Annotated in this window: 13 protein-coding genes and 1 pseudogene; 7 read left to right on the top strand and 7 right to left on the bottom strand. The window is 58.5% G+C overall.

All coding sequences use genetic code 11. The annotated features are described in order from the left end of the window. Positions 1–40: 40 nt before the first annotated feature. The 4 genes from M0654_RS12410 to M0654_RS12395 are packed head-to-tail and all read right to left on the bottom strand — an operon-like array spanning position 41 to position 5,096. Entirely contained in the window at positions 41–1,243 is a 1,203-nt protein-coding gene (locus tag M0654_RS12410; RefSeq protein WP_052637073.1) for an ABC transporter substrate-binding protein, read from the bottom strand. A 42-nt stretch (positions 1,244–1,285) separates the two neighbouring features. Beyond that, positions 1,286–3,031 carry an acetolactate synthase catalytic subunit gene (locus M0654_RS12405; RefSeq protein ID WP_390920148.1) on the bottom strand — a complete coding sequence of 582 codons (1,746 nt, stop codon included), beginning with the start codon at positions 3,029–3,031 and terminating at the stop codon, positions 1,286–1,288. Beyond that, on the bottom strand, positions 3,028–4,056 hold the full coding sequence (locus M0654_RS12400) for an NAD(P)H-quinone oxidoreductase (RefSeq protein WP_248683345.1): 1,029 nt from the start codon (positions 4,054–4,056) through the stop codon (positions 3,028–3,030). The genes M0654_RS12405 and M0654_RS12400 overlap by 4 nt, the downstream gene beginning before the upstream one ends. Beyond that, entirely contained in the window at positions 4,053–5,096 is a 1,044-nt protein-coding gene (locus tag M0654_RS12395) for a zinc-dependent alcohol dehydrogenase (RefSeq protein ID WP_248683344.1), read from the bottom strand. Before M0654_RS12395 ends, M0654_RS12400 begins: the two co-directional genes overlap by 4 nt. A 127-nt stretch (positions 5,097–5,223) precedes the next feature. On the opposite strand from M0654_RS12395, the gene M0654_RS12390 reads away from it, so the two are divergent. Both M0654_RS12390 and M0654_RS12385 read left to right on the top strand, forming a co-directional pair. Further along, on the top strand, positions 5,224–5,940 hold the full coding sequence (locus M0654_RS12390) for a GntR family transcriptional regulator (protein WP_142589972.1): 717 nt from the start codon (positions 5,224–5,226) through the stop codon (positions 5,938–5,940). Between the two features lie 571 nt (positions 5,941–6,511). Next, a complete protein-coding gene (locus M0654_RS12385) occupies positions 6,512–11,638 on the top strand; it encodes a RecQ family ATP-dependent DNA helicase (RefSeq protein WP_248683343.1) in 5,127 nt (1,708 codons plus the stop codon). 132 nt (positions 11,639–11,770) lie between these two features. On the opposite strand, the gene M0654_RS12380 is transcribed toward M0654_RS12385, so the two are convergent. Then, positions 11,771–12,349 (bottom strand): hypothetical protein, encoded by a 579-nt coding sequence (locus tag M0654_RS12380; protein ID WP_248683342.1) that lies wholly within the window; start codon positions 12,347–12,349, stop codon positions 11,771–11,773. A gap of 49 nt (positions 12,350–12,398) precedes the next feature. On the opposite strand from M0654_RS12380, the gene M0654_RS12375 reads away from it, so the two are divergent. The 4 genes and pseudogenes from M0654_RS12375 to M0654_RS12360 all read left to right on the top strand — a co-directional run bounded on the left by M0654_RS12375 (position 12,399) and on the right by M0654_RS12360 (position 18,496). After that, the gene (locus M0654_RS12375) at positions 12,399–14,474 is read left to right on the top strand and encodes an ATP-dependent nuclease (protein ID WP_248683341.1); all 2,076 of its coding nucleotides are present in this window, start codon (positions 12,399–12,401) and stop codon (positions 14,472–14,474) included. Then, complete coding sequence (locus M0654_RS12370) at positions 14,467–16,230, top strand: UvrD-helicase domain-containing protein (protein WP_248683340.1); 1,764 nt, start codon at positions 14,467–14,469, stop codon at positions 16,228–16,230. The genes M0654_RS12375 and M0654_RS12370 overlap by 8 nt, the downstream gene beginning before the upstream one ends. 435 nt (positions 16,231–16,665) lie before the next feature. Further along, a pseudogene (locus M0654_RS12365) lies at positions 16,666–16,982 on the top strand (LacI family DNA-binding transcriptional regulator); the annotation flags it as partial. A 149-nt stretch (positions 16,983–17,131) separates the two neighbouring features. Further along, complete coding sequence (locus M0654_RS12360) at positions 17,132–18,496, top strand: hypothetical protein (RefSeq protein WP_248683339.1); 1,365 nt, start codon at positions 17,132–17,134, stop codon at positions 18,494–18,496. Between the two features lie 6 nt (positions 18,497–18,502). Here M0654_RS12360 and M0654_RS12355 read toward each other — a convergent pair whose 3' ends face one another. Together M0654_RS12355 and M0654_RS12350 are read right to left on the bottom strand one after the other, a co-directional pair. Then, positions 18,503–19,192, bottom strand: a complete 690-nt coding sequence (locus M0654_RS12355; protein WP_248683338.1) for a DUF7002 family protein — start codon at positions 19,190–19,192, stop codon at positions 18,503–18,505. Beyond that, entirely contained in the window at positions 19,185–20,789 is a 1,605-nt protein-coding gene (locus M0654_RS12350; RefSeq protein ID WP_248683337.1) for an adenylosuccinate synthetase, read from the bottom strand. The genes M0654_RS12355 and M0654_RS12350 overlap by 8 nt, the downstream gene beginning before the upstream one ends. Positions 20,790–20,868: 79 nt before the next feature. Here M0654_RS12350 and M0654_RS12345 point away from each other — a divergent pair, with 79 nt between their 5' ends. Further along, a complete protein-coding gene (locus M0654_RS12345; protein WP_248683336.1) occupies positions 20,869–21,417 on the top strand; it encodes a hypothetical protein in 549 nt (182 codons plus the stop codon). Positions 21,418–21,527: the final 110 nt, after the last annotated feature.

Genomic DNA, 21,527 nt, shown 5'->3' with positions numbered 1-21,527 from the left:
AAAGGTGCCGGGCGGTGCCCGCCCGCCACGTCAGAAGGGCTCACTCACCCAGCTTGATTGGCGTCATGGCAGCGGAATCCGGGAACACCGTGACCAGCTTTCCGTCCTGCCACTGCATCCCCATCATTTCAGCGCGTTCGTTCTGATTGTCGTCGCCGAACTTGAAGCCATAACCGGCAGCGGTGACGCCAGCCTCAATGTCGATGGCCTTCACGGTGTCGACGATGGTGTCCGGCTCAAGGTCGGAGGCTTTTCCAAGGGCTTCAAGAATGACTTTTGCGCCCACATAGTTGTTCAGGGAATGTCCCGAACGGGGAGCCGAGCCGTATTTCTTCTGATACGCCTCAACGAACTGTTCCAGCCCAGGCGTGTAGCTCGTGTTGACAGTGTATTGGGTGAAGTCGACGTCCAGTACGCCTTCGATCACGTCATGGCCGACTGCGTCCGCGGTAGGTTGCATCGAGTAGCCGCCGCCGCCGCCAATGATGGCGGAAGGCTTGTACCCCGCCTCGTTCGCCTGCTGCAGAAAGAGAACCGAGTCGTTCTGGTAGGACGTCTGAAGAACGATATCGACCTCTCGGTTCTTCAGGTCGAGCACCAGGGACGACATGTCCACGATAGCCGCGGGATAGGCCTGGGTCGTCACGATGTTGAGACCGGCTTCTTTGGCGTAGGCGTTCTGCCGCTCGGCAACGGATGTACCGTAGCTGGAGTCTTCGTGGATGATCGCGATCTTCAAGTCAGCCGGCTCTTTGCCGATACCGGGTCCGACTTTCTCTACCACCATCTGAATGATCATCTTGGCCATGTCGTCAGCGGTGGGATTAGTACGGAAGAGGTATTTCATGCCGCGCCCGGTGACTTCCTCGGCCACAGCACCAAGCTCGAAGTAGGGAATACCAGCCAGCTCGGTCACCTGGCTGGCTGCAATCGAGCGTGCAGATGAATAGGTGCCAAAGATGGCTTTGACGCCTTCGAGCGAAGTCAGGCGCCGCGCCTCGCCGATTGCCTGGTTGTTGTCGACCGCATCACCTCGCACCAAGGTTATCTGTTCACCTTGAATGCCGCCGGCGGCATTGATTTCTTCTACGGCCAGTTCAAGACCACGCGCACTCTCTTCACCCAAAAGGGCGAGCTGTCCGCTGAACGGGTAAAGCGAGCCGAATTTGACTTCGGCTTGCGCCGCGGTTGCGGTCAACGCCAGAGCGATGGCAGTAGTCTTCATTAGGTACGACAGTTTCATTGTTTCCTCCCGTGAAAACGTCGTTGCTGATGGGTCTGTAGGTTAGTAGTTCAGGGCTTCCTTGCCTTCGAAGCTGGTGATTGGAGGATAGGCCCGCTGGTCGGTGATGACGTCCAGTACCGTCGTCTGTCCGCTTGCTAGCGCATTCTTCAGCGCAGGCAGGAAGTCCGATGGCTTCTCAACACGGATGCCGTCGCAGCCAACGGCACGCGCGATTGCCGCGTGATCGACGGCTTCGAAGTCACATACGTCTGTAAAGTCGCCGAAGAGGCTAAGCTCTGCGTGTTTCTGATATCCCAGAATCTGGTTGTTGAGCACGACCACCACGACTGGCAGCTTCATGCGCCGCGCGGTTTCCAGTTCCGACCAGACATGGCCGAAGCCGCCGTCGCCCGTAAGGCAGATCACGGGTGCATCCGGCCGGGCCGTCTTCGCACCGATTGCGTAGGGTAGCCCCCAACCGAGCCCTGCAATGCCTCGCGGCGTGAGAAAGCGCTGCCCGGCCTTTTGGGCCGTAAGGAAGTTTGCGATCCAGATCGACGAGTAGCTTGCATCGGCAACCGTGATGGTCTCCGGGGTCAGAACAGCGTCGATGTCGGCAAGAATACGCTCCGGGCGAAGAGGAGCCGCATCCATGTCGACGAGACGCTTCATGTCTTCGTCGTGGGCCGTGCGTCCGCTGGCGATAGTGGCTTCTAGCCTCGAGCGTCTCGACGCAACGGCCGAGAGGTCCCGCTTCCTCAGCTCGGCTTCCAACGCAGCAAGCGTCAGCTTGGCATCCCCGACCAGGCGGAGAGCCTCATAGTTTCGACCAACTTCGCTGCTCTCGATGTCAATATGGATATAGGTGGCGTTCTTCGGGTAGAGCGACCAGCTATCCGTACCGTTCTGGTTCGTCCGGTTGCCAACGAGGATGACGACGTCGGCTTCAGTGACCAATGAGCGCAGGTGGGATGAGCGGCCCCGCGGCGCCATGAAGTAGCCTACGACGCCTACGGAAAGTGGGTTGCCCTCGGCCACCGCGCCTTTGCCCATGACCGTGGTCGCAACTGGAAGGCCGAGCGCTTGCACGGCTTCCAGTTGCGCCCACGCCTGGGAGGAATGTACCCCGCCACCGGCGATGACGATCGGCGCCTTGGCAGCGGCAATCAGGTCGGCTGCGGCCGCTATCCGTTCCGGATCAGCGACAGTCCGGTCGAGCGGGAAGGCGCCGAGCGAGGCCGAACGTTGCGGCGCCGCAGGATCAAGATCAGGTCGCTCGTCCAGCACATCGAGTGGCACCAGCAGCACCGCAGGACCGGCGCGACCGCTGCCGGCTGCCGTAAACGCCATGTCGACGTAGTCATCGATGCGTTGAGGATCGGCGACCCGGCGCACCCATTTTGCGACCCCGCCAAACAAGGCGAAATGATCGAGTTCCTGGAAGGCGTTCTTGTCGGTGAACCGGCGCGACACATCTTGTACGATTGCCACCATAGGAATTGATGCCTTGAATGCTTCAGCAAGACCTGGAACGAGAAGCGTGGCCGCAGGCCCGTTTTGGGCAGTGACAACGGCAACCTTGCCAGAGGTGCGGGCATAGGCGTCCGCCATGGCAGCGCCTGCATTCTCCGTGCGATAGCCGATCTGGCGGATCCCATAGTCCGGGGCCGCGAGAAATAGTGCGGAGGGAATGCTCTGACCGAAGATTTCCTTCACGCCATGCCTTTGAAGTGCAGCCGCCAGAAGATGGGCTCCGGTCATGTTGCTGCCGGCGGACTTGACCGGATGATTGGCGACCATGTTCATGCCTTTGCTCCCTGTTGTGGCGTGTCTTCGCCGTTCGGCATGGAAAGAACGATCTTCCCAATATGTGCGCCCGTATCCATGCGGGCATGTGCATTTCGGACGTCTTCGAAGGCGAAGACGGAATCGATTAGCGGCTTCACCTTGCCTGCCTGAATGAGTGGCAGGACCTTTTCGCGTAGCGCTTTGGCGAGCTTCGCTTTCATTTCGATTGGACGAGCACGAAGCGTGGATCCGGTGAGGGTGACGCGCTTCATCAGCAGTGGCGTGAAGTCCACCTCCGCTTTCGCGCCTCCGAGGAAAGCGATCTGCGCGATCCTGCCATCAACGGCAACCGCTTCCAAGTTGCGGGCGATATAGTCACCGCCAACCATGTCCAGGATGACATCCGGACCACGCCCATCGGTTAGACGTCGACTTTCGCTGACGAAGTCCTGCGTTCGGTAATTGATCGCCGCGTCCGCTCCCAGGTCGAGGCAGGCCTGGCATTTTTCGTCCGAGCCCGCCGTTGTGATCACTTGCGATCCTAACGCCTTCGCCAGCGATATAGCCGTAGTCCCGATCCCTGATGTGCCGCCGTGGATCAAGATCGTCTCACCCGCTGCCAGGCGAGCCCGTTCGAAGACATTGCTCCACACCGTAAAGAACGTTTCCGGGAATGCGGCAGCCTCAGTGAAGTCAAGGCTGTCTGGAATTGGTAGCGTGGCCCCCTCCTGAACGATCGCCCAATCTGCATAGGCACCGCTATGAACGAGTGCCATCACTCGATCACCCTGCTTGAATTCACGGACGTCCGGGCCAACCGCTTCCACCGTACCGGCAAGCTCCAGTCCCAGAACGTCAGAAGCTCCGGGAGGTGGTGGGTAGTTGCCCTGCCGCTGCATGACATCGGGCCGATTGATGCCCGCAGCACGGACACGTACCAACATCTCTCCAACACCAGGATTCGGGCATGGACGGTTGACCAATTCCAGAACCTCCGGTCCACCCGGCTGTCTGGAAATTACGGCTCGCAAAGTAGAGGTCATACGTGTTGTCCTTCAGGAATTAGGAGGACCTTGACGGCCTCTCGGCTGCGGGCGAGTTCGAACCCCTCGGCGGCTCGTGAAAGGGGGAGGCGGTGTGTCGCTAGAGTCGACAGAAGGTGTGTGTGTTCAGCCAAGAGCAAGATTGCCTCCAGGAGCGCCTCATTGGTCGTGTCATGAGCTGCTCGGAGTTGCTTCTTCTCACGCACAAACCGGGTGAGGTCGAGCTCCAGAGGACGCGAGTGAATGCCTGCTACGACGAAGATGCCGCTGGAACGAAGAATGGCGAGACCTTCCGCCACAGACGTGCTGATGCCAGTGGCTTCCAGGACGCGGTCAACCGGCCGACCAAAATGTCGTTGAACCGCTTCAGCGAGTGTTTCAGTTGCGAGATCTACGGTGCCAGCAATGCCAAGATCCCGCGCATGTTGCAGGCGCACATCATCATTGAAACCAGCGATCAACACGTCGGCGCCGCGTTGGGATGCGACGAAAGCCATACCAAGTCCGATTGGACCAGGGCCTAGAACGACAACTCGGTCACCGTCCGAAATCTCCGCGACATTCACGGCGTGAACCGAAACCGCAAGCGGTTCTGCCAATGCAGCGATATCTAATGGAAGATTATCGGGCACCTTTCGGCAGTTGATCGCGGGGACGGTGACACGCCCGGCGAAGGCACCATCAACGTGAAGGCCGATGATGCGCCGATCGGTGCAATCCTGAGGGCGTTCGGACGAACATGCGAGGCACTTGCCACAGGCGATCGTAGGCCAGCATACCACTCTGTCACCTATCTCAATATCGAGGACGCCTGCACCGACACCCTCGACGACGCCAGAGAACTCGTGCCCCAGCGTCAGGGGCAGGCATGCTTCCATGAACTCGTAGCCTGGCGTCCACTCATAGGCGTGAATGTCGCTGCCACAGATCCCGGCTGCCGCCACCGCGACAGTCGCCATGCCTGCTGCTGGCAAAGTGGGCTCGGGGATTGTAACGATATCGGCGCCGAAAGCCGGCGTCGTCTTACGAAAGGCAAGCAAATGTCACTCCTCCGACCGCACCTTAATTGGACCTCCTCGTCCAAGTTCATGCGAGAAATAAGCTTCGCTTGAACATCTTTGGTGCTATATGTAATTTGTTATAACACTTTTTCTTAAAGGATCTCGGGTGTCAAGACGGCTGGTGCAGAATTATGAGCAGACCGGGGAGGGGGGGGACTGGGCTCGCCCGCTCGTCAAGGAAAACCTGAGCGAAAGGGCTTACTCTGACCTCAAGAACGCGCTCATGCACGGCAAGTTGAAGCCGGGCGAGCGATTAAGATTGCGCCCGATGTCGGCGCGTTTTGGGATCAGCGCGACCCCCATGCGCGAAGCCTTGCTGCGCCTCGTCAGCGAGAAGACGCTCACTTTGGACGCACGAGGCACCGTCGTCGTTCCCACCTTGAGCCTAGAGGAGCTTGTTGAGATCCGCAGTATCCGCGTCGATTTGGAGGGACGGGCGGCTGCGGCGGCGGCCGAACGCGCCACGGAAGCCGAGATCAACACCTTAGAAGCGATTCATTCAGAAATATCGGAATGTCATCGCCTTCAACAATTCGAACGGGCAATCGTTCTGAACACGGAGTTCCACCTCGGGCTCTGCCGTTCAGGGCGAATGCCCATCACCTACGATATCGTGGAAGGCCTGTGGATGCGCTGTGGCCCGATCTTATCACACCTGTACGACGGTGGCTTGCCCGACTGGGAACCGCATCCGCACAAGAGGATCATCGCTGCACTGAAGGCCGGTGATGCAGCGGCAGCCGAGGCCGCCATCAAGGAAGATATTGTCCGAGGCGGACAAGGGCTTCTTGCGCATGTGAAGGCGGCGGACAAAACGGATTGATGGAGGGGCACCTGTTCGCTGAAGGCGCATTCCTGCGGGCATGACCAACGCGGTAGGGTCCCCAGCCAATCGTGAGGATACTCAATCTTCCGCCAGAACCGTCAGACTCTCAGCGGTCAAATCAAGCAAGTAGCTGCAATGACGTCACTTTTCTTGGTGGGGAATTGTGGCGATTGAAGTGGAGGAGTGGGTCCAAAAACGGCTTGCCTGGGCAACCTGGATTCTCACATGATTTCAACGACTTAGTTTAAAAGCCCTGAAATTCCCTCTGTTTTCCCATCGCGAGCGACCGTGGACACCACCTTTGTGCCCTGGCTTTGGGCATCAGTCAACTGGGCGGGCGAGCGGCAATAATTTCCGCGTGCGGACGTGATGATTGTGGTCAGGCGGCCATAACAAGCCCTGCGGCCTCGCGCCTCCAACGCAGACTTTGTAGTGGCACAGTACGGGACTGACCTGCACACGTGGCCATCCTGCAAAGCCTCTGTGTCCCACAACTTGAACGTTGACCTTTCGCCAAACACACGACCATGATCGCTCATCGTTTCATGACGTGAATAAAACTTGATACATGGCTGAGCCTTTCCAACTCCTGCTGCAGAGTTGCGTCTCGATCGACCTGGAAGTTGATCCTGCAACCGCAAGCATCTTCGCTTTTGCAGCGGTGCGAGATGATAATCATCCCCCGATCCTGGCAAAAAAACGCGATCTCGTGATAGCCCTCGACCGCTTGGAAACAGAAGCAACCGATGGTGTGCATCTGCTCGGCCACAACGTACTTCGGCATGACTTGCCTCATCTGTTCGCGGTGCGGCCTGGGTTAGCGAATGTTCTGCGATCACCGATAGACACTTTATGGCTCAATCCCCTCGCATTTCCGCGCAATCCCTACCATCACTTGGTCAAGCATTACCATGACGGGCGTCTGCAAGCGGGTCATGTCAACCATCCTGAACTGGATGCGCGACTGGTGTTTCAGGTGCTGCGCAATCAACTGGCGGCTTTGACGCAGCAGAACGCCGACCAGCCCGATGCCATTGCGGCCTTTCATTTCCTTGCGACGGGGATGGAGAATTCAGGTGGGTTCGACGCAGTGTTTCGGGAGGTTCGCGGGGCTCCCGCGCCCGATCCTCTTGCAGCACAAGAAGCGATTTCTCGGCTTCTGGCGGGTCGCGCCTGCCAGAGAAGGCTCGAGCAGACGCTGGACCGTCTTTCTAATCCTCAGCTCGGTTGGCCGATGGCCTATGCTTTGTCCTGGATACTGGTCGCGGGCGGGGATTCCGTCATGCCGCCTTGGGTACGGGCGCAGTTCCGCGAGGCTGCGCTAATCGTGCGGCATCTACGGGACACCAATTGCAATAGCTCGGATTGTACTTGGTGTAGCGAGAAGAACGATCCTGTCCGTGCGCTGTCGCGCTGGTTCGGGTTCGATGCCTTCCGCGCTGAGCCAGTCGATGACATGGGTCGCAGCCTGCAGGAGCGGATCGTCGATGAGACGATGCGCGGGGCAAGTGTTCTCGGTATTCTACCGACCGGCACCGGCAAATCGGTCTGCTATCAGATCCCCGCGCTCTCAAAGTTCGACAAGACCGGCGCGATGACGGTGGTAATCTCCCCACTGGTCGCATTGATGGCGGATCAGGTGCAGGGCATGGCGCGGGCAGGGATATCCTCCGCCGTGACGGTCAACGGCATGCTTTCGATGCCCGAGCGTCAGGATGCACTGGATCGTGTGCGCATGGGAGAGGCTGCAATGCTGCTGATCTCACCCGAGCAGTTGCGCAGCAACTCGGTGAGATCGGTCCTGGCACAGCGCGAGATCGGGTTATGGGTGCTGGACGAAGCGCATTGCGTTTCGAAGTGGGGCCACGATTTCCGACCTGACTACCGTTATGTCAGCCGCTTCATCAAGGAATCTTCGGGCGATGAAACGCCCGCTCAGGTGCTCTGCCTGACCGCCACCGCCAAGCCAGAAGTGGTGCGGGACATACGAGATCATTTCAAGTCGTGGCTCGGACGCGAACTTCTGCTGCTGGACGGTGGCGCAGTGCGCACCAATCTCAGTTTCGAGGTCCGGGAAACGCAGCGGGGCACCAAGCTGGCTGACATTCTCGATGTGATCGAGACAAAGCTACCACAGGAGGGGGCTTCTGGTGCCGTGGTCTACTGCGCCACCCGAAGCGAGACACAGCGAGTAGCCGAGTTCCTCAAGCAGCAGGGTCTGCCGGCGGAACGGTTCCATGCCGGGCTGACACCTGAGGAGAAGCGTGACATTCAGGAACGATTTCGCGTCGGCGAGCTGCGAATTATTGCTGCGACCAACGCCTTCGGCATGGGGATCGACAAGCCCGATATCCGATTGGTGGTTCATGGCGACATTCCCGGATCACTGGAGAACTATCTGCAGGAAGCGGGGCGAGCCGGCCGTGACCGTGCCCATGCCAATTGCGTGCTGCTCTTCACTGAGGAGGACGTCGAGCGCCAGTTCGCGCTTTCTGCCCGCTCGCGTCTGGCCCGGCACGAAATCGGCGCGATCCTGAAGGCCCTGCGGCGGCTTGACGAGCGGTCGAAAAAGACTGGCACAGTCGTTGCCACCTCGGGCGAAGTCGTGCGAGCTGAACGCGATCAGGAATTTGAACGCGACACCAACACCGACGACACCAGGGTGAAGACCGCGGTGTCATGGCTGGAGGAAGCCACGCTGCTGAGCCGCGAGGAGAACAAGGTTCAGGTATTCCCCTCATCGCTCAGGATCCGCAACCTGGAAGAAGCCGAGGCGATCCTGACCAGAGCCGCCATCACCGGAACCCGTCGTAAGCAGCTTCTGGATATCACGCACCACTTGATGAACACGCCGCCCGATCAAGGCATTTCCACCGACGAGCTGGCCGGGATCAGTGGACTCACAGGTGGTATGCTGAACAAGGCATTGGCAGATCTCGAGGCGCTCGGGATCGCCCGCAACGACGTCGTGGTCACGATATTTGTCCATGTTGCGGTGGACGGTCATTCGCAGCAGCGTCTGAAGCAGGCCGCGCAGCTTGAAACGGCGCTGATCGCCCTGATGCGGGAGGCCGCCCCGGATGCGGAAGGTGCCGGAGACATTCCTTTGCATCTGGCTGAAACCTGCCAGTTGCTCCGTAACCAGGGGCACAACGCAGTGCGGCCCGACATCGTGGAAAAGCTATTGAGCAGCATGGGCCGCGATGGGCGCGATCAGGATGGTGGCAAGGGCAATCTGCGACTGCGCAAGGCTTCGCGCAACACGTTGATGGTCACGCTGCAACGGTCCTGGCAGGCGTTGGAACAGACCGCAACCCTTCGTCAGCAGGGGGCGGAACGATTGTTAGGGCACCTTCTGGGTAAGTTGCCGAAGGGTAGCCGCGGCAAGGACATCCAGGTCGAAACCACGATGGGTGACCTGCTCGCCACCCTGACAGGAGACGCGCTGCTGCGCGGCAGCGGCATTCAGGACATGACAAAACTGATGGAACGCGCACTCCTGTGGCTGCACGAGCAGGAAGTGGTGGCACTCGGCAAGGGACTGACGATATTTCGGCAAGCGATGACGGTTCATTTGAACCCCTCGGGCGGCCAGTTCACCGTGAAGGATTTCAAACCGCTTGAGGATCACTACGCGGAGCAGACAATCCAGACCCATGTGATGGCGGCCTATGCAGAAAAGGGCCTTGCCGCGATGGAACAGGCGCTGCGGCTGTCCGAGGACTACTTTGTGCTGGAGCGTGACGCCTTTCTGCGCCGCTGGATGCCCGGCAAGGTTGTTGAGATCCGGCGTCAGACTACTGGCAGCTCTTGGAAAACGATCGTCGAGGCGCTGAAGAATCCGGTCCAGCAGGAAATCGTCGCTGACGACCGTGAACAAACAAGTGTCCTGGTTCTGGCAGGGCCGGGCTCGGGCAAGACGCGCGTTCTGGTGCATCGCATCGCCTACCTGATTCGGGTCCGTCGTGAGGACCCGCGCGGCATCCTCGTGCTGACCTACAACCGTCATGCCGCTGCCGAGATACGCATCCGCCTGCGGCATCTGATCGGCGATGATGCGGCTGGGGTGACCATATCCACCTGCCACGCATTGGCGATGCGACTGGTGGGGGCGAGCTTTGCCGGAACGGCAAGCGAGACGTCCCCCGACTTCGATGGGATCGTTATGGAAGCAGTGCGCCAGTTGAACGGGGAAGGACTGAGCAAGCCGGAGGCTGAAGCACAACGTGACACACTGATTCAAGGCTACCGCTGGATCCTGGTAGACGAGTATCAGGACATTGGCCCCGAGGAATATGCTTTAATCTCGGCCGTCGCAGGCCGCTCGATTGACGATAAGGAGCTTAGGCTCAGCCTGTTTGCGGTGGGCGATGATGATCAGAATATTTACGCTTTCGCGGGGGCGTCCATTCGCTTCATCCGTCAGTTCGAAGCCGACTACAGCGCACGACCGATGTTCCTAGTCGAGAACTATCGCTCGACTGCGCACATCGTTGCTGCGGCCAATGTAGTCATCGCGCCGGCCGCCGCCCGTATGAAAGCCGGTCACGACATTGCCATCGATCGCAAGCGCAGCAAGGCGCCGCCGGGCGGCGAGATGGAGGCACTCGATCCGGTGGCCCGTGGGCGTGTGCAAGTGTTGGACTGCCCATCCGGCGATAATGCGCAGGCGATGACCGCGATCGATGAACTCGTGCGACTATCGCGACTTGATCCGGAGTGGAATTGGTCGCGTGCGGCAATCATCGCTCGCGACTGGCGGAGGTTGGCTCCGGTTCGCGCTTATGCCGAAACGCTGGGCATTCCGGTGGAGATGGCTAACGAGAGCCTACCCAGCATCTGGCGTCTGCGCGAAATGCAGCAGTTCATCGACGTCCTACGCCGCGATAATACACGTCTGCTGGGTGTCCGTGATCTGGTGGGCGTGCTGAACGCGATACCATCCAATCGCTGGACTGATCTGATTGGCGAAGGCATTGCCGCTTTGGCAAAAGAGCTAGCGAACAAAGCCATGCCTGTGCCTGATCTTGTCGAGTGGTTCGCCGAATGGAGCAATGACGCCCGCGGCGATCAGCGTGGCCTGTTGCTGTTGACGGCGCATCGGGCGAAAGGCCTGGAGTTCGACGATGTCGTCATCCTGAATGGCGGTTGGGACCGGCCCTCCAAGGGCGAGGATGCCGACGCGCCGAGGCGACTCTTTTATGTGGCGATGACGAGAGCGCGACGTAGCCTTTCCATATTGGCCGATGGACAGCATCCTTTCGTGCCGCACGGCGAAGAGTATGTGCTGCGTCGCGCCGCGCCAACCATTGCTGATGCCGTCGATTTTCCCGCTGCGCTATACCAAGTGCCAAACCTCAAAACTGTGGACCTGTCGTGGGCCGGACGCCTCGGGGCCGGTCATCCCTCGCTTGCCGCAATCTCGGCGGCAAAGGCAGGAGACCGACTTCAGATCGTGCGCGATGGCCCCACTTGGATGATACAAGATTCTCGGGGACAAGCGCTCGGACGCATGGCCAAAAGTTGGTCGCCTCCCGAAGGTCTCAACTTCCTCCGCGGCGAGGTCGGTGCCATCGTACGGTGGCGCAGGGCCGACAACCAGGAAGAGTTCCGGGCGCACCTTCAACGAGATGTTTGGGAGGCGGTCGTGCCGGAGCTTGTGTTCGGACAAGAGATCAGGCTTGAGCCCGTTTGAGACCTTCGATTACAGATTTACCGTATGCTTCCCGGTCAAGAACAATGAAGCCGTCAGGCTATCTCGCCCGCGACAGTGTCGTTGGTCGCCAACCTTTTTGAATGCAGTAGAAAAGGTCGCCAGTCAATTTTCCTAGCCGCCTTCGAACACGACGGATGGGACTTCGGCCGAGATCGCCCAACTTATTGAGAAGACGCCACTGTTACGTGGTGGAGATAGTCGCCAATTTAAATCTAGAAATTCGGTCAAAAAAGACTTGCCTGGGTGGTCTGGATTCTTACACATTTTCAACCGCTTAAAAAATTCCTCTTTGAAGTCCTTGTATTTTCTGCCGCGAGCGACCGTGGATGCCACCTTTGTGCCTTGGCTTTGGGCCTCAGTCAACAGGATGGTCGATCGGCAATAATTTTCGCTTTTGGACCTCAAGTTGGCGGCCAGGTAGCGCATAAAGCGCTGCACAGCTTCGCGCCCTATCTTGGTCGTCCAGCGCCCCGATCCAATCCCAAAGCGGATGCCTCCGAGCACTCTCAAGTGGGAGGCAAGCGCCCATCTTTGCCGTGCGCTGGTGTCTGGAGAATGACTGATGCCTGTGGAGAGCTGTCTATCCCCTTCCAGGCCGCCTGCCGACCATTCCGGCCGCTCGCTCAGGTCGCAGAGAGGCGGGCTGGCCAATTTCTGCGATTGGATACATCTTTGGAGCTGTTCCACCATGACATGCGGCCATTCGACAATTATAACCTGGTCCTGGGGGAGGATAAGCATGCGGATAGTGCGAGCGCGGATCGAGAACTTCCGTCTTCTGCGGGACGTCGACATTGGATTCGAGCAACGCACGACGCTTATCGTCGGGCGGAACAACAGCGGCAAGACGTCGATCGCGGAGCTGTTCCGGCGGCTCCTATCTGGCGGCAGTTTGGCGTTCCGTCTCGAAGACTTCTCCCTGGGATGCCACGAGTGCTTCTGGCAGGCGCTGGAGGCCTACCGTGCCGACCCCATGTCCGCCGATGTCTCGGGGCAGTTGCCCTCGATCCGGCTGGTCCTCGACATCGGATACGACACGGCCGCCCCAGATCTTGGACCGCTAGGCAACTGCATCATTGACCTTAACGAGGACTGTCACGAGGCTCGCTTGGAGTTTCGATTTGGTCCCAAGGCCACGGCGCCCGAAACTTTTTTCGCAGACCACCTGGCCCCGCTCGACGACCCCGCAGACGACCGCTCCCGCTTCTTTCGCAACCTGAGCCAACGGCTCCCTACCGCCTACACGGGTGCGCTCGAGGCCGTCGATCCCAACGATGCGACCAACCGCAAGTCGCTCGAGCCCAAGCTGCTCACGACGCTGATCGGGGGCGGCTTCATCAACGCGCAGCGTGGTCTTGACGACGACACGAGCCGCGAGCGCGACGTCCTCGGCAAGGTCGTGGAGGTGCTGTTCCAGTCGGCCCTGACGGACGATATCGACCCCGAGAGGCGGACGACTGCGGAGCGGCTTAAGGAAGTGGTGGAGGAGATCCAGGGCGACGTCCACGACAGCTTCAACTCGGGGCTCACCTCGCTGCTGCCGGCGTTCGACCTGTTCGGATACCCTGGTCTTTCGGATCCTGGGCTCGTAACCGAGACGAGCTTCGACGTGAACAAGCTCCTGAAGGACCACACGAGGGTCAGGTATCGGGGCGTCAACGGCATGACGTTGCCTGAGACCTACAACGGCTTGGGGACGAGGAACCTCGTCTACATGCTCCTGCAGCTGCTGCGCTTCTTCCGGGAGTATCAGGCGATGCCGACCTCGGCCGGCGTCCACCTCATCTTCATCGAGGAGCCAGAGGCGCACCTCCATCCGCAGATGCAGGAGGTGTTCATCCGGCAGCTCGAGCGTGTCGCGGCCGCGTTCGCGGCCCAGCTGAACGCCAATCGGCCGTGGCCGGTGCAGTTCGTCGTGACGACGCATTCTCCGCACATGGCGAACGAGGCGAGCTTTGAGAGCCTTCGCTACTTCCTCTCCGTCCCCGACGGCGAGGGGATGCGCCGTTCGCTCGTTAAGGATCTGCGTCAGGGCATGGAGGGCGCCGAGCAAGCGGTGCGTGAATTCATCCACCAGTATCTTACGCTCTCTCGCTGCGACCTGTTTTTCGCCGACAAGGCGATCCTTATCGAGGGCACGTCAGAACGGCTCCTGCTTCCGTCCATGATACGCAAGACCGACGAGGCGGCGGCCGGGCAGCCGCAGCTCAGCAGCCAATACCTAACCGTCATGGAGGTGGGCGGCACTTACGCGCATCGCTTCTACGACCTCCTCAACTTCCTCGAGTTGCGCACGCTCGTAATTACCGACATCGACTCCGTGACCCCTAACGCAAACAATAAGCGTGTGGCGGTACCGGTGGCACAGGGGACGTTCACCAGCAACGCGTGCATCAAGGAGTGGTTCGAGCCCGACGTGTCCCCGGCGCAGCTTCTGGCGAAGACGGCGGACGAGAAGATCAGGGCCGGCCGGCGCCTAGCTTATCAAATCCCTGAGGAAGATGGCGGACCCTCGGCACGCAGCTTCGAGGACGCGTTTATCCTCGCTAACCCCGAGTTATTCAAACTCGGCGACGGAGACCGCGCGGCACTGGCCTACGAGCATGCAGCCGAGCAGAAGAAGTCGAGCTTCGCACTTGAGCACGCCATCGAGAGCACGGCTTGGAGGTCGCCCAGATATATCGCCGAGGGTTTGCGGTGGCTTGCCGAAGGAAATCCCGCGCCGGTTCTGCCCCCCGACGCAGTCGCGGCGGAGCTCATCGCCGAGGTGGCCGGGGTGGACGTTGCCGATGGCGGGCAGCCGGTCCATGGCTGATGGGGAAAACCCGGCCGACGTCGCCGGTCGTGCCGCGTTAGAGCGTATCTTCGCATGCTTCGACGACGGTCGTAGCTTCCGTCTCGAGGCTGGTGCCGGCGCGGGCAAAACCTATTCGCTGGAGAAGGCCCTTCACAGGCTGCTCGCACTGCACGGCACCGAACTCCTGCGCAACCGGCAGCAAATAGGCTGCATCACCTTCACGAACGTCGCGAAGGAGGAGATTGCGTCTCGCGTCCAGGCGCATCCTGCCGTACGGCCCGAAACGATCCATGGCTTCTGCTGGTCGCTGCTGCAGGATTTCCAGCCAGAGGTCCGCGCACTGGTGCCGACGCTCGAAGGTTGGGCCAACCGGCTCGCCGAAGCGGATGTCGACGATATCGGCGCCCGAGTTATTCGATACCAACTCGGCTATCCCAACGTGACCGATACCGAGCTGTCGCTGCGGCACGAGGACGTGCTCATCCTCATAACTGCATTACTCGCCCGACCCAAGTTCCGAGCCGTGATGACCGCACGCTATCCGGTCCTCCTGATCGACGAATATCAGGATACGGACGCTGGCTTCGTAAACGCTTTGAAGCAATACTTCCTGGATACGGGTACCGGCCCCCTTGTCGGCCTCTTCGGGGACCACTGGCAGAAGATCTACGGCGAGGGATGCGGGGCGGTTGAGCATTCCGCGCTAGAGGTCATAGGCAAGAATGCCAATTTCCGGTCAGCCTCGCCAATTGTCTCTATGCTCAACCGCATGAGGCCTGCGCTTCCGCAGATCCCGAGCGATGCAGAGGCGCCGGGCGAGGCGCGGCTCTTCCACACCAACGCTTGGCCGGGGCAGCGGCGCACGGGTCAGGGAGGTGGACACTGGACCGGGGACACGAGTACCGAGGCGGCCCGCGCCTACTTAGACCATCTGAAGGCCCGGCTCATCGGCGAAGGCTGGGACTTCGCGGTCGAGCGTACGAAGATTCTGATGCTCAGCCACAGCGTCCTGGCACGGGAGCAGGGGTATCCGACGATCCAGCAGATTTACGGTCAGTTCAACGATGCGTGGCTGAAGAAGGAGGATCCTCACATCAAGTTCCTCGCGGATCAGGTGGAGCCCGCATGCGCTGCGTTCCAAGCGCAGCGCTACGGCGAAATGTTCGGCTGCCTCGACGTGGGTCGACCAAACATCCGCCGTCATCAGGACAAGGTGGCTTGGTCTCAGTTCTTTCAGGAGCTCATCGAGCTCAGGCACACCGGAACAATCGGGCAAGTGATCGATTTCATCAGGGGCCAAGGGCACGTGCGTGTTCCCGAAGCAGTCAGCAGCGGTGAGGATCGGCTTGCGGCTATAGGAGCGGATCCGGTTGAAGGGGAGCCACGCCGGGTGACCCAGTTGCGCCGACTCCGCGAGGTGCCCTATTCGGAGTTAATAGCGGTGGACGCCTTCATCGACGGTCATACGCCGTTCGCCACCAAGCACGGCGTCAAAGGTGCCGAGTTTGAGAATGTCCTCGTCATCGTCGGCCGAGGCTGGAATAAGTATAACTTTGCTCAGATGCTTGAATGGTTAGACCAAGGGCCTCCTGCGGAGAAAGGGGCCTTCTTTGAGAGCAACCGTAACTTGTTCTATGTGGCCTGCTCACGTCCGAAGAGGAGGTTGGCCCTGCTGTTCACCCAGGTGCTCAGCGAGGCAGCGCTGGTGAAGGCCACCGAGCTGTTTGGTGCGGAGAACGTGATCGCCCTGCCGGCTGATCCCGATGTCGCCTGAACAAAGGCCACTCCACGCACGAGCGCGGGGCACTCATTGACGGATTTGGCAACGAAGCCGCCGCGTGCTGCGGCCGACCGAACCGTTCGAGATGGGCGCATTCGGGTCTCGCGATCGCTGCGAAGAAACGTCCGCTTTTTCCTGTTCGACTCGCGGAAGCTGACCGGCAGAGAACGGCCCCGTTGCGATCATTGCCCCGCGTCCCAACCAATTTATCAGGGATGCTCGAACACTAGGATTGTGGCAGCCTGAATAGCCCCTAGAATTGTAGACGCCTTCTTCCCTAAAACTGAGGCAAGGAGGCCTTCATGGGCAAATGCAATTTCACGGAAGAGTTCAAGCGTGATGCGGTGCGTCAGATCACCGAGCTCGGCTGCTGCTCTTGCTGACTGAAGTGACGCCCATTAACGATGGCGACCCTGTGGGTGCGGTGAGATGTCCAGGCAAGATCAGAAATAGAACAAGGTAACGCCGCTCGACGTTGCCAAACACGCCGATGTTTCGCGTGCGACAGCGTCACTCGTTGTTCGAAAGAGTCCACTGGTGGGGGCCGAGAGCGCGTCGAAGCCGCGATGCGTAAACTCGGCTATGTCTACAACATGGGCGCTGCGAGGCTACGCGCCGAACGAAGCCACACCATCGGCATGGTCGTGCCCAACCTCACCAATCCATTCTTTGCAGAGCTGCTGGGTGGAATGGAGGCCTCGGTCGACGCGGCCGGATTGGTAATGGTCATCGCCAACAGTGGAGACGAGACACGATCGCCGGAGCAGGCCGTGACGTGTTCGTGGGCGAACCGGGAATCCGTAAGGAGCTTCACAGCACCCAGCGGCCACGATACCGGTTGTTTGTGTAGCCGCAGATTTGTAAGAGCGGCCGACAACAGCGACCGGGAAGACTAATGCCGCTCCACAAAGACGAGATCCTCAATTCATTAGCTGCGACCGCCAATGTCGCGCAATTCGTAGGCTTTCGGCCGAACTCCGATGGCTCTCTTGCCCAAAGCTACTGTAGGATATCCGGATATGAGGAAAACCACCGCTTCTCAAGTGTCAGGGAGGCAGTCAGTGCACTGCTAGCCAACAGCTCTGACAAGATGGTGAATATCAGAAGTTACGAACCGCAAAGTCCCCGGAGCCGCGAATTCATCTACGGCTTGAGTTCGGTTGAGGTGGTTTTGACTGAACTTCAGAGGCTGTCAGCCGAACGTCTACACCTGATCGTTAACGAAACGATAGATGTCAAAGACGGTGGCGTTTCTGGTGTGGCACAAGGGGAGCTAATCGAGTTTGCACCTGACGACACGCCGCGTTGTGTGGAAAAGCCGGGCGTGGCATCGTTACCATTCCCACTTGGAATGAAGGTTTTGAAGGCTGTTTACGGCTTCGCCCCTGATTTGAGCTTCGCGGCGAATGCTCGAGTGGAATTTAGTATCCACCCAAAACCGCGTGGCTTCAATCAACAACATACGATCGTGTGGGAGTACGAGCGGGATACACCTAACTTCTTGGCTCCATCCATAAGTTGGCCAAACCGATTTAGCCGCCACCTTGGAGATAAGGCTTTCGGCCTACTCATAGCGGATTGCCTCGGGCTACCCGTGCCCAAGACCACGGTCGTAAGTCGACGTGTCGCGCCATTTACCTTCGGTCGGGAGACCGGATCATATGAAGTTTGGACCCGAACTTCGCCGGTCGAGCCTCAGCCCGGTCTCTATACAACCGTTAAGGGTTGGTTGGATCCGTTTGCACTGCTACTGAGAGAAGATCCAAAGGGAACTCAGCTTCAGTCCGTCCTTTGTCAGTCGGCAGTTCGGGCTAGATACTCCGGCGCGGCCGTCGCCGGCGCGAGGGATTTGATAATAGTTGAAGGCCGGCGCGGAGAAGGTGACCGCTTCATGCTCGGCCTAGATTCACCCGAAGATTTGCCTGCTTTCGTAGTTGAGAATGTTCGTGCAACATATGCTGTGCTGGCGAGCCGGCTTGGACCAGTGCGTTTCGAGTGGGTCCATGACGGTGATGTCGTGTGGATAGTACAGCTTCACTGCGGCGCGACCGGTACTCAGGCAGATGCTATCGTCCCGGGTGAGGCAAGATCTTGGATCGAATTCAACACTTCGGCAGGCCTCGAGGCCCTACGTGAGTTGCTTACAACGATTTCGGAGGGGCAAGGCATATTGATTGTCGGACGCGTTGGCTTGACCAGCCACGTCGCTGACCTCCTTAGAAAAGCGAAGTTCCCTGCGAGAGTCAAAACCGACGCTTGACGGAGCTTAGGGGTGGTCGGAGGCAGTAGCGCGTTCGCCCCGCCAGATCTCTTCCACAATCTGATCATCCTGCACACGATGTACGGCCAGTACGTGTGCTGCGACATCAGGTACCGCGTGGTCCACGACAAGCTCCACCACATTGTCTTCCTTCCGACGTTTCGATCTTTCTTGAAATGGGAAGTCAACGATCCGTTTGAATGTGTTATTTCCTCGTGGCTGAGGATTAAACAGCGTGGAACCGCTGTTTATTGGAGCGAGCCATATCCTCTCACGATGAGCGGCTACCAAGCCGGCGGTGTCTATTGTCAGCACCGTCTGGGGCTGTCTGCGATAGGCACGAGCTCTCAACAATCTCCAGATTCTCTCGGGAGATAACCAGAAGAAGCTGCGGGAGTTGAGTATCTGATACCAATCCCGTGGTGTTAGCCCGTCTTGCAAACAACGCGCGAGTAGATGATCGCGCATAGGCTTCTGGTCCCGGATGACTGCACCCATTAAGCCATTGCGCTGCAATTCCACGGACTCAGGGCGACGCTGCGATTCGAGCGCAAAGCGCCGTTGGCCATCAATGCCATACAAGTCCAGCAACGCGCTCGCGCTAAGCAGCCCATGTTGCTTTATGGCAGGCCACGCGCCGTCGTGCGCCATATGATAAAGGCGTGGATAGGTCGCGATTAGCTCCTCTTCAGTCATTCCAGTTCCTCTTATCGATCAAGCCGTCGCGCCCGAACCCCTTAGAGATTAAGGAGACTGGCACACCGCATATTCGTTCAAGGTCGACAATGAATGTTTTCGCCTCAAGGTTCAGATCATCAAAGTCGACCGCAGCGACATTCTCGGCTCCAAGATAGTCTACGAATGTCAGGGCAATATCCGTCGCACCATTCCAGTAGACCGAGCGCCTCATCCGCTCCCAATCGAACTCTGCCATTCGGCGACTTTTACCTGATACGCTTCCAAGCTCGGTTGTTCCGATTTGCTCAATCGGCAAACCCGAACGCTGCGCAATATCCTCAAAACTGATTTCAACCCCCATCGGGCCCGACTTCCCACCGACCCGGATTGGATAGGTGCGAGTCACCACAATAACGCGCCTAAGCTTCGTAAAGGGGATGCCGGCATCCGAGAGGCATCCTGCGGCTGAGGTTTCCCGAGAAGTAACGTACGGATAGGACCCATGGTGAATACTGAGTTCCGTGCCCTGGGTGCCCTCTAACATCACTTTTTTTCCGGAAGCCAAGGCTTGTTCAATTCGTTGACTGACATTGCCAATATACGAATGGAGCGCATCCACATCCCGAGCGAGTCTAACAGGAGGTCCCCATTCCAGCTCACCATCTCTTCCAAGAATCTTGCGGGCGGCTGCCGATCCTACGCCCTGCTTAGTGGACGAAATTCCATCAAGCAGCTTTTCCTCAATCTCTCTGTCTCGTTCCTCGATGATCATTGCCTGGGGGTCAATGAGAAGCCCACCCTTCTTCAGCCATCCATGATCATCGATTTCTTTTAGAAGGATTTCGAGCGATATTGTCGAGCCAGCAGCAATGCAAATTTCCGCTTTCGGGTTTGATCCTGTGCCAGAGGGAAGCTGCCGATAGGTATATTCAGGCATCTTCACCTTGTGTCCTGCGTTTGGTCCCCCAACTCGAACCAAAACATCATATTCGGGCGCAAGAAGAGCGCAAATGTTGCCCTTTCCTTCGCTCCCCCACTGGCCTCCAACAAACAAATCAACATAAGAAGGAGGAGTCGCCGCCACTGAAATGCGGCCGGCTGTTGCGAAAGTTACACACGAAGGAACGTCGGACTTCTCGGTCTGTACGACAACATCTGCAATCGCGGCAAGTTTATCAACTTCTGCCTCAATTACGTCGGCCTTCGCCTCTGTGTAAGTAGCCACCTGGTCGCCGACACCGGCTCGCTCTCGGTAACGCCTCTCGAGGACATCATGAGGGGCTGTCAAATGGAAATGGTGAACGTTGTCTGCTCCGAACCGATCCCTGAGGGCTCTTACTTGCCCAGCTATTCTGGCGCTGTCCACTAGCAGGAAGCTCTTGCTGGTGTCCGACATCCCGACACTCACCGCATCGGCGACCCAAGAGCCGTTGGTCTCCATATCCAGTTCCGCGCCAGCTTGTTGAAGCGCCTTACGTTCGTCAGAAACTTGCTTAACCCTTAATATATAATTTCTGGTGGAAACCTTCTCACAAGGATAGCGGCGCATAAGTTCGTCTGAAAATGCTGTTTTTCCGACAGCTATCGGACCTGAAAGAACAACTATCTGCTTCAACTCTTGCTCCCGCCCCAAGTGTCGACGAGCATCGACCATAGGTAGCAGTGTCGAGGTGATTCGCTCAAGGGAGAGGATGATGAATGCTCAAGTAGCGGTTAAAATCAAAACCGGACCGAGCATCATGTTGGCAAGTGGAAACTGGTTCGACATTCTCGACCCATGGAACAGCAAGTTTACAATTGAAGATGTAGCTCAAGGCCTTTCGAACATCTGCCGGTTTTCCGGCCAATGTAGAAGCTTTTACTCGGTTGCCGAACATTCAATCCATGTCTGTGACCTCGTGGAGGAATTTAAGTTGGAAGCACTTCTGCATGATGCCGCAGAGGCGTTTATCGGTGACATTACGCGCCCACTAAAGCAGCTTTTGCCTCAATACAGGGAGATAGAGGCGAACGTAGAAGACGCGATACTTCATCGCTTTGGCTTAGACTCAAGATCGAGATCCATCGTCAAGGCGGCGGATCTACGCGTTCTTGCGGCGGAGCAAGCTCAACTTATGCCCGTGGGTACTGATTTCTGGGCTGTCCCGTCGGACGTGAAGCCTGCTGCCATCAATATCGGCTTCCTTCGTCCCGAAGAAGTACGCGAAATCTTTCTGGACAAATTCGCTTCCCTCACAAGATAGATTTCCGGGTGGAGCCGACAGGGGGCCTGCTGCGAATTACTGGCTATGGCTTTGGCGATAAGTCGTTGGCCTCTGGGATCGGCTTTTGCCGGCTAGCACATTAATTCTGC

Source organism: Neorhizobium turbinariae (genome assembly GCF_023223505.1).
In the GTDB taxonomy this organism is placed as follows: domain Bacteria; phylum Pseudomonadota; class Alphaproteobacteria; order Rhizobiales; family Rhizobiaceae; genus Neorhizobium; species Neorhizobium turbinariae.
This window is presented reverse-complemented; position numbering and strand designations above follow the sequence as displayed.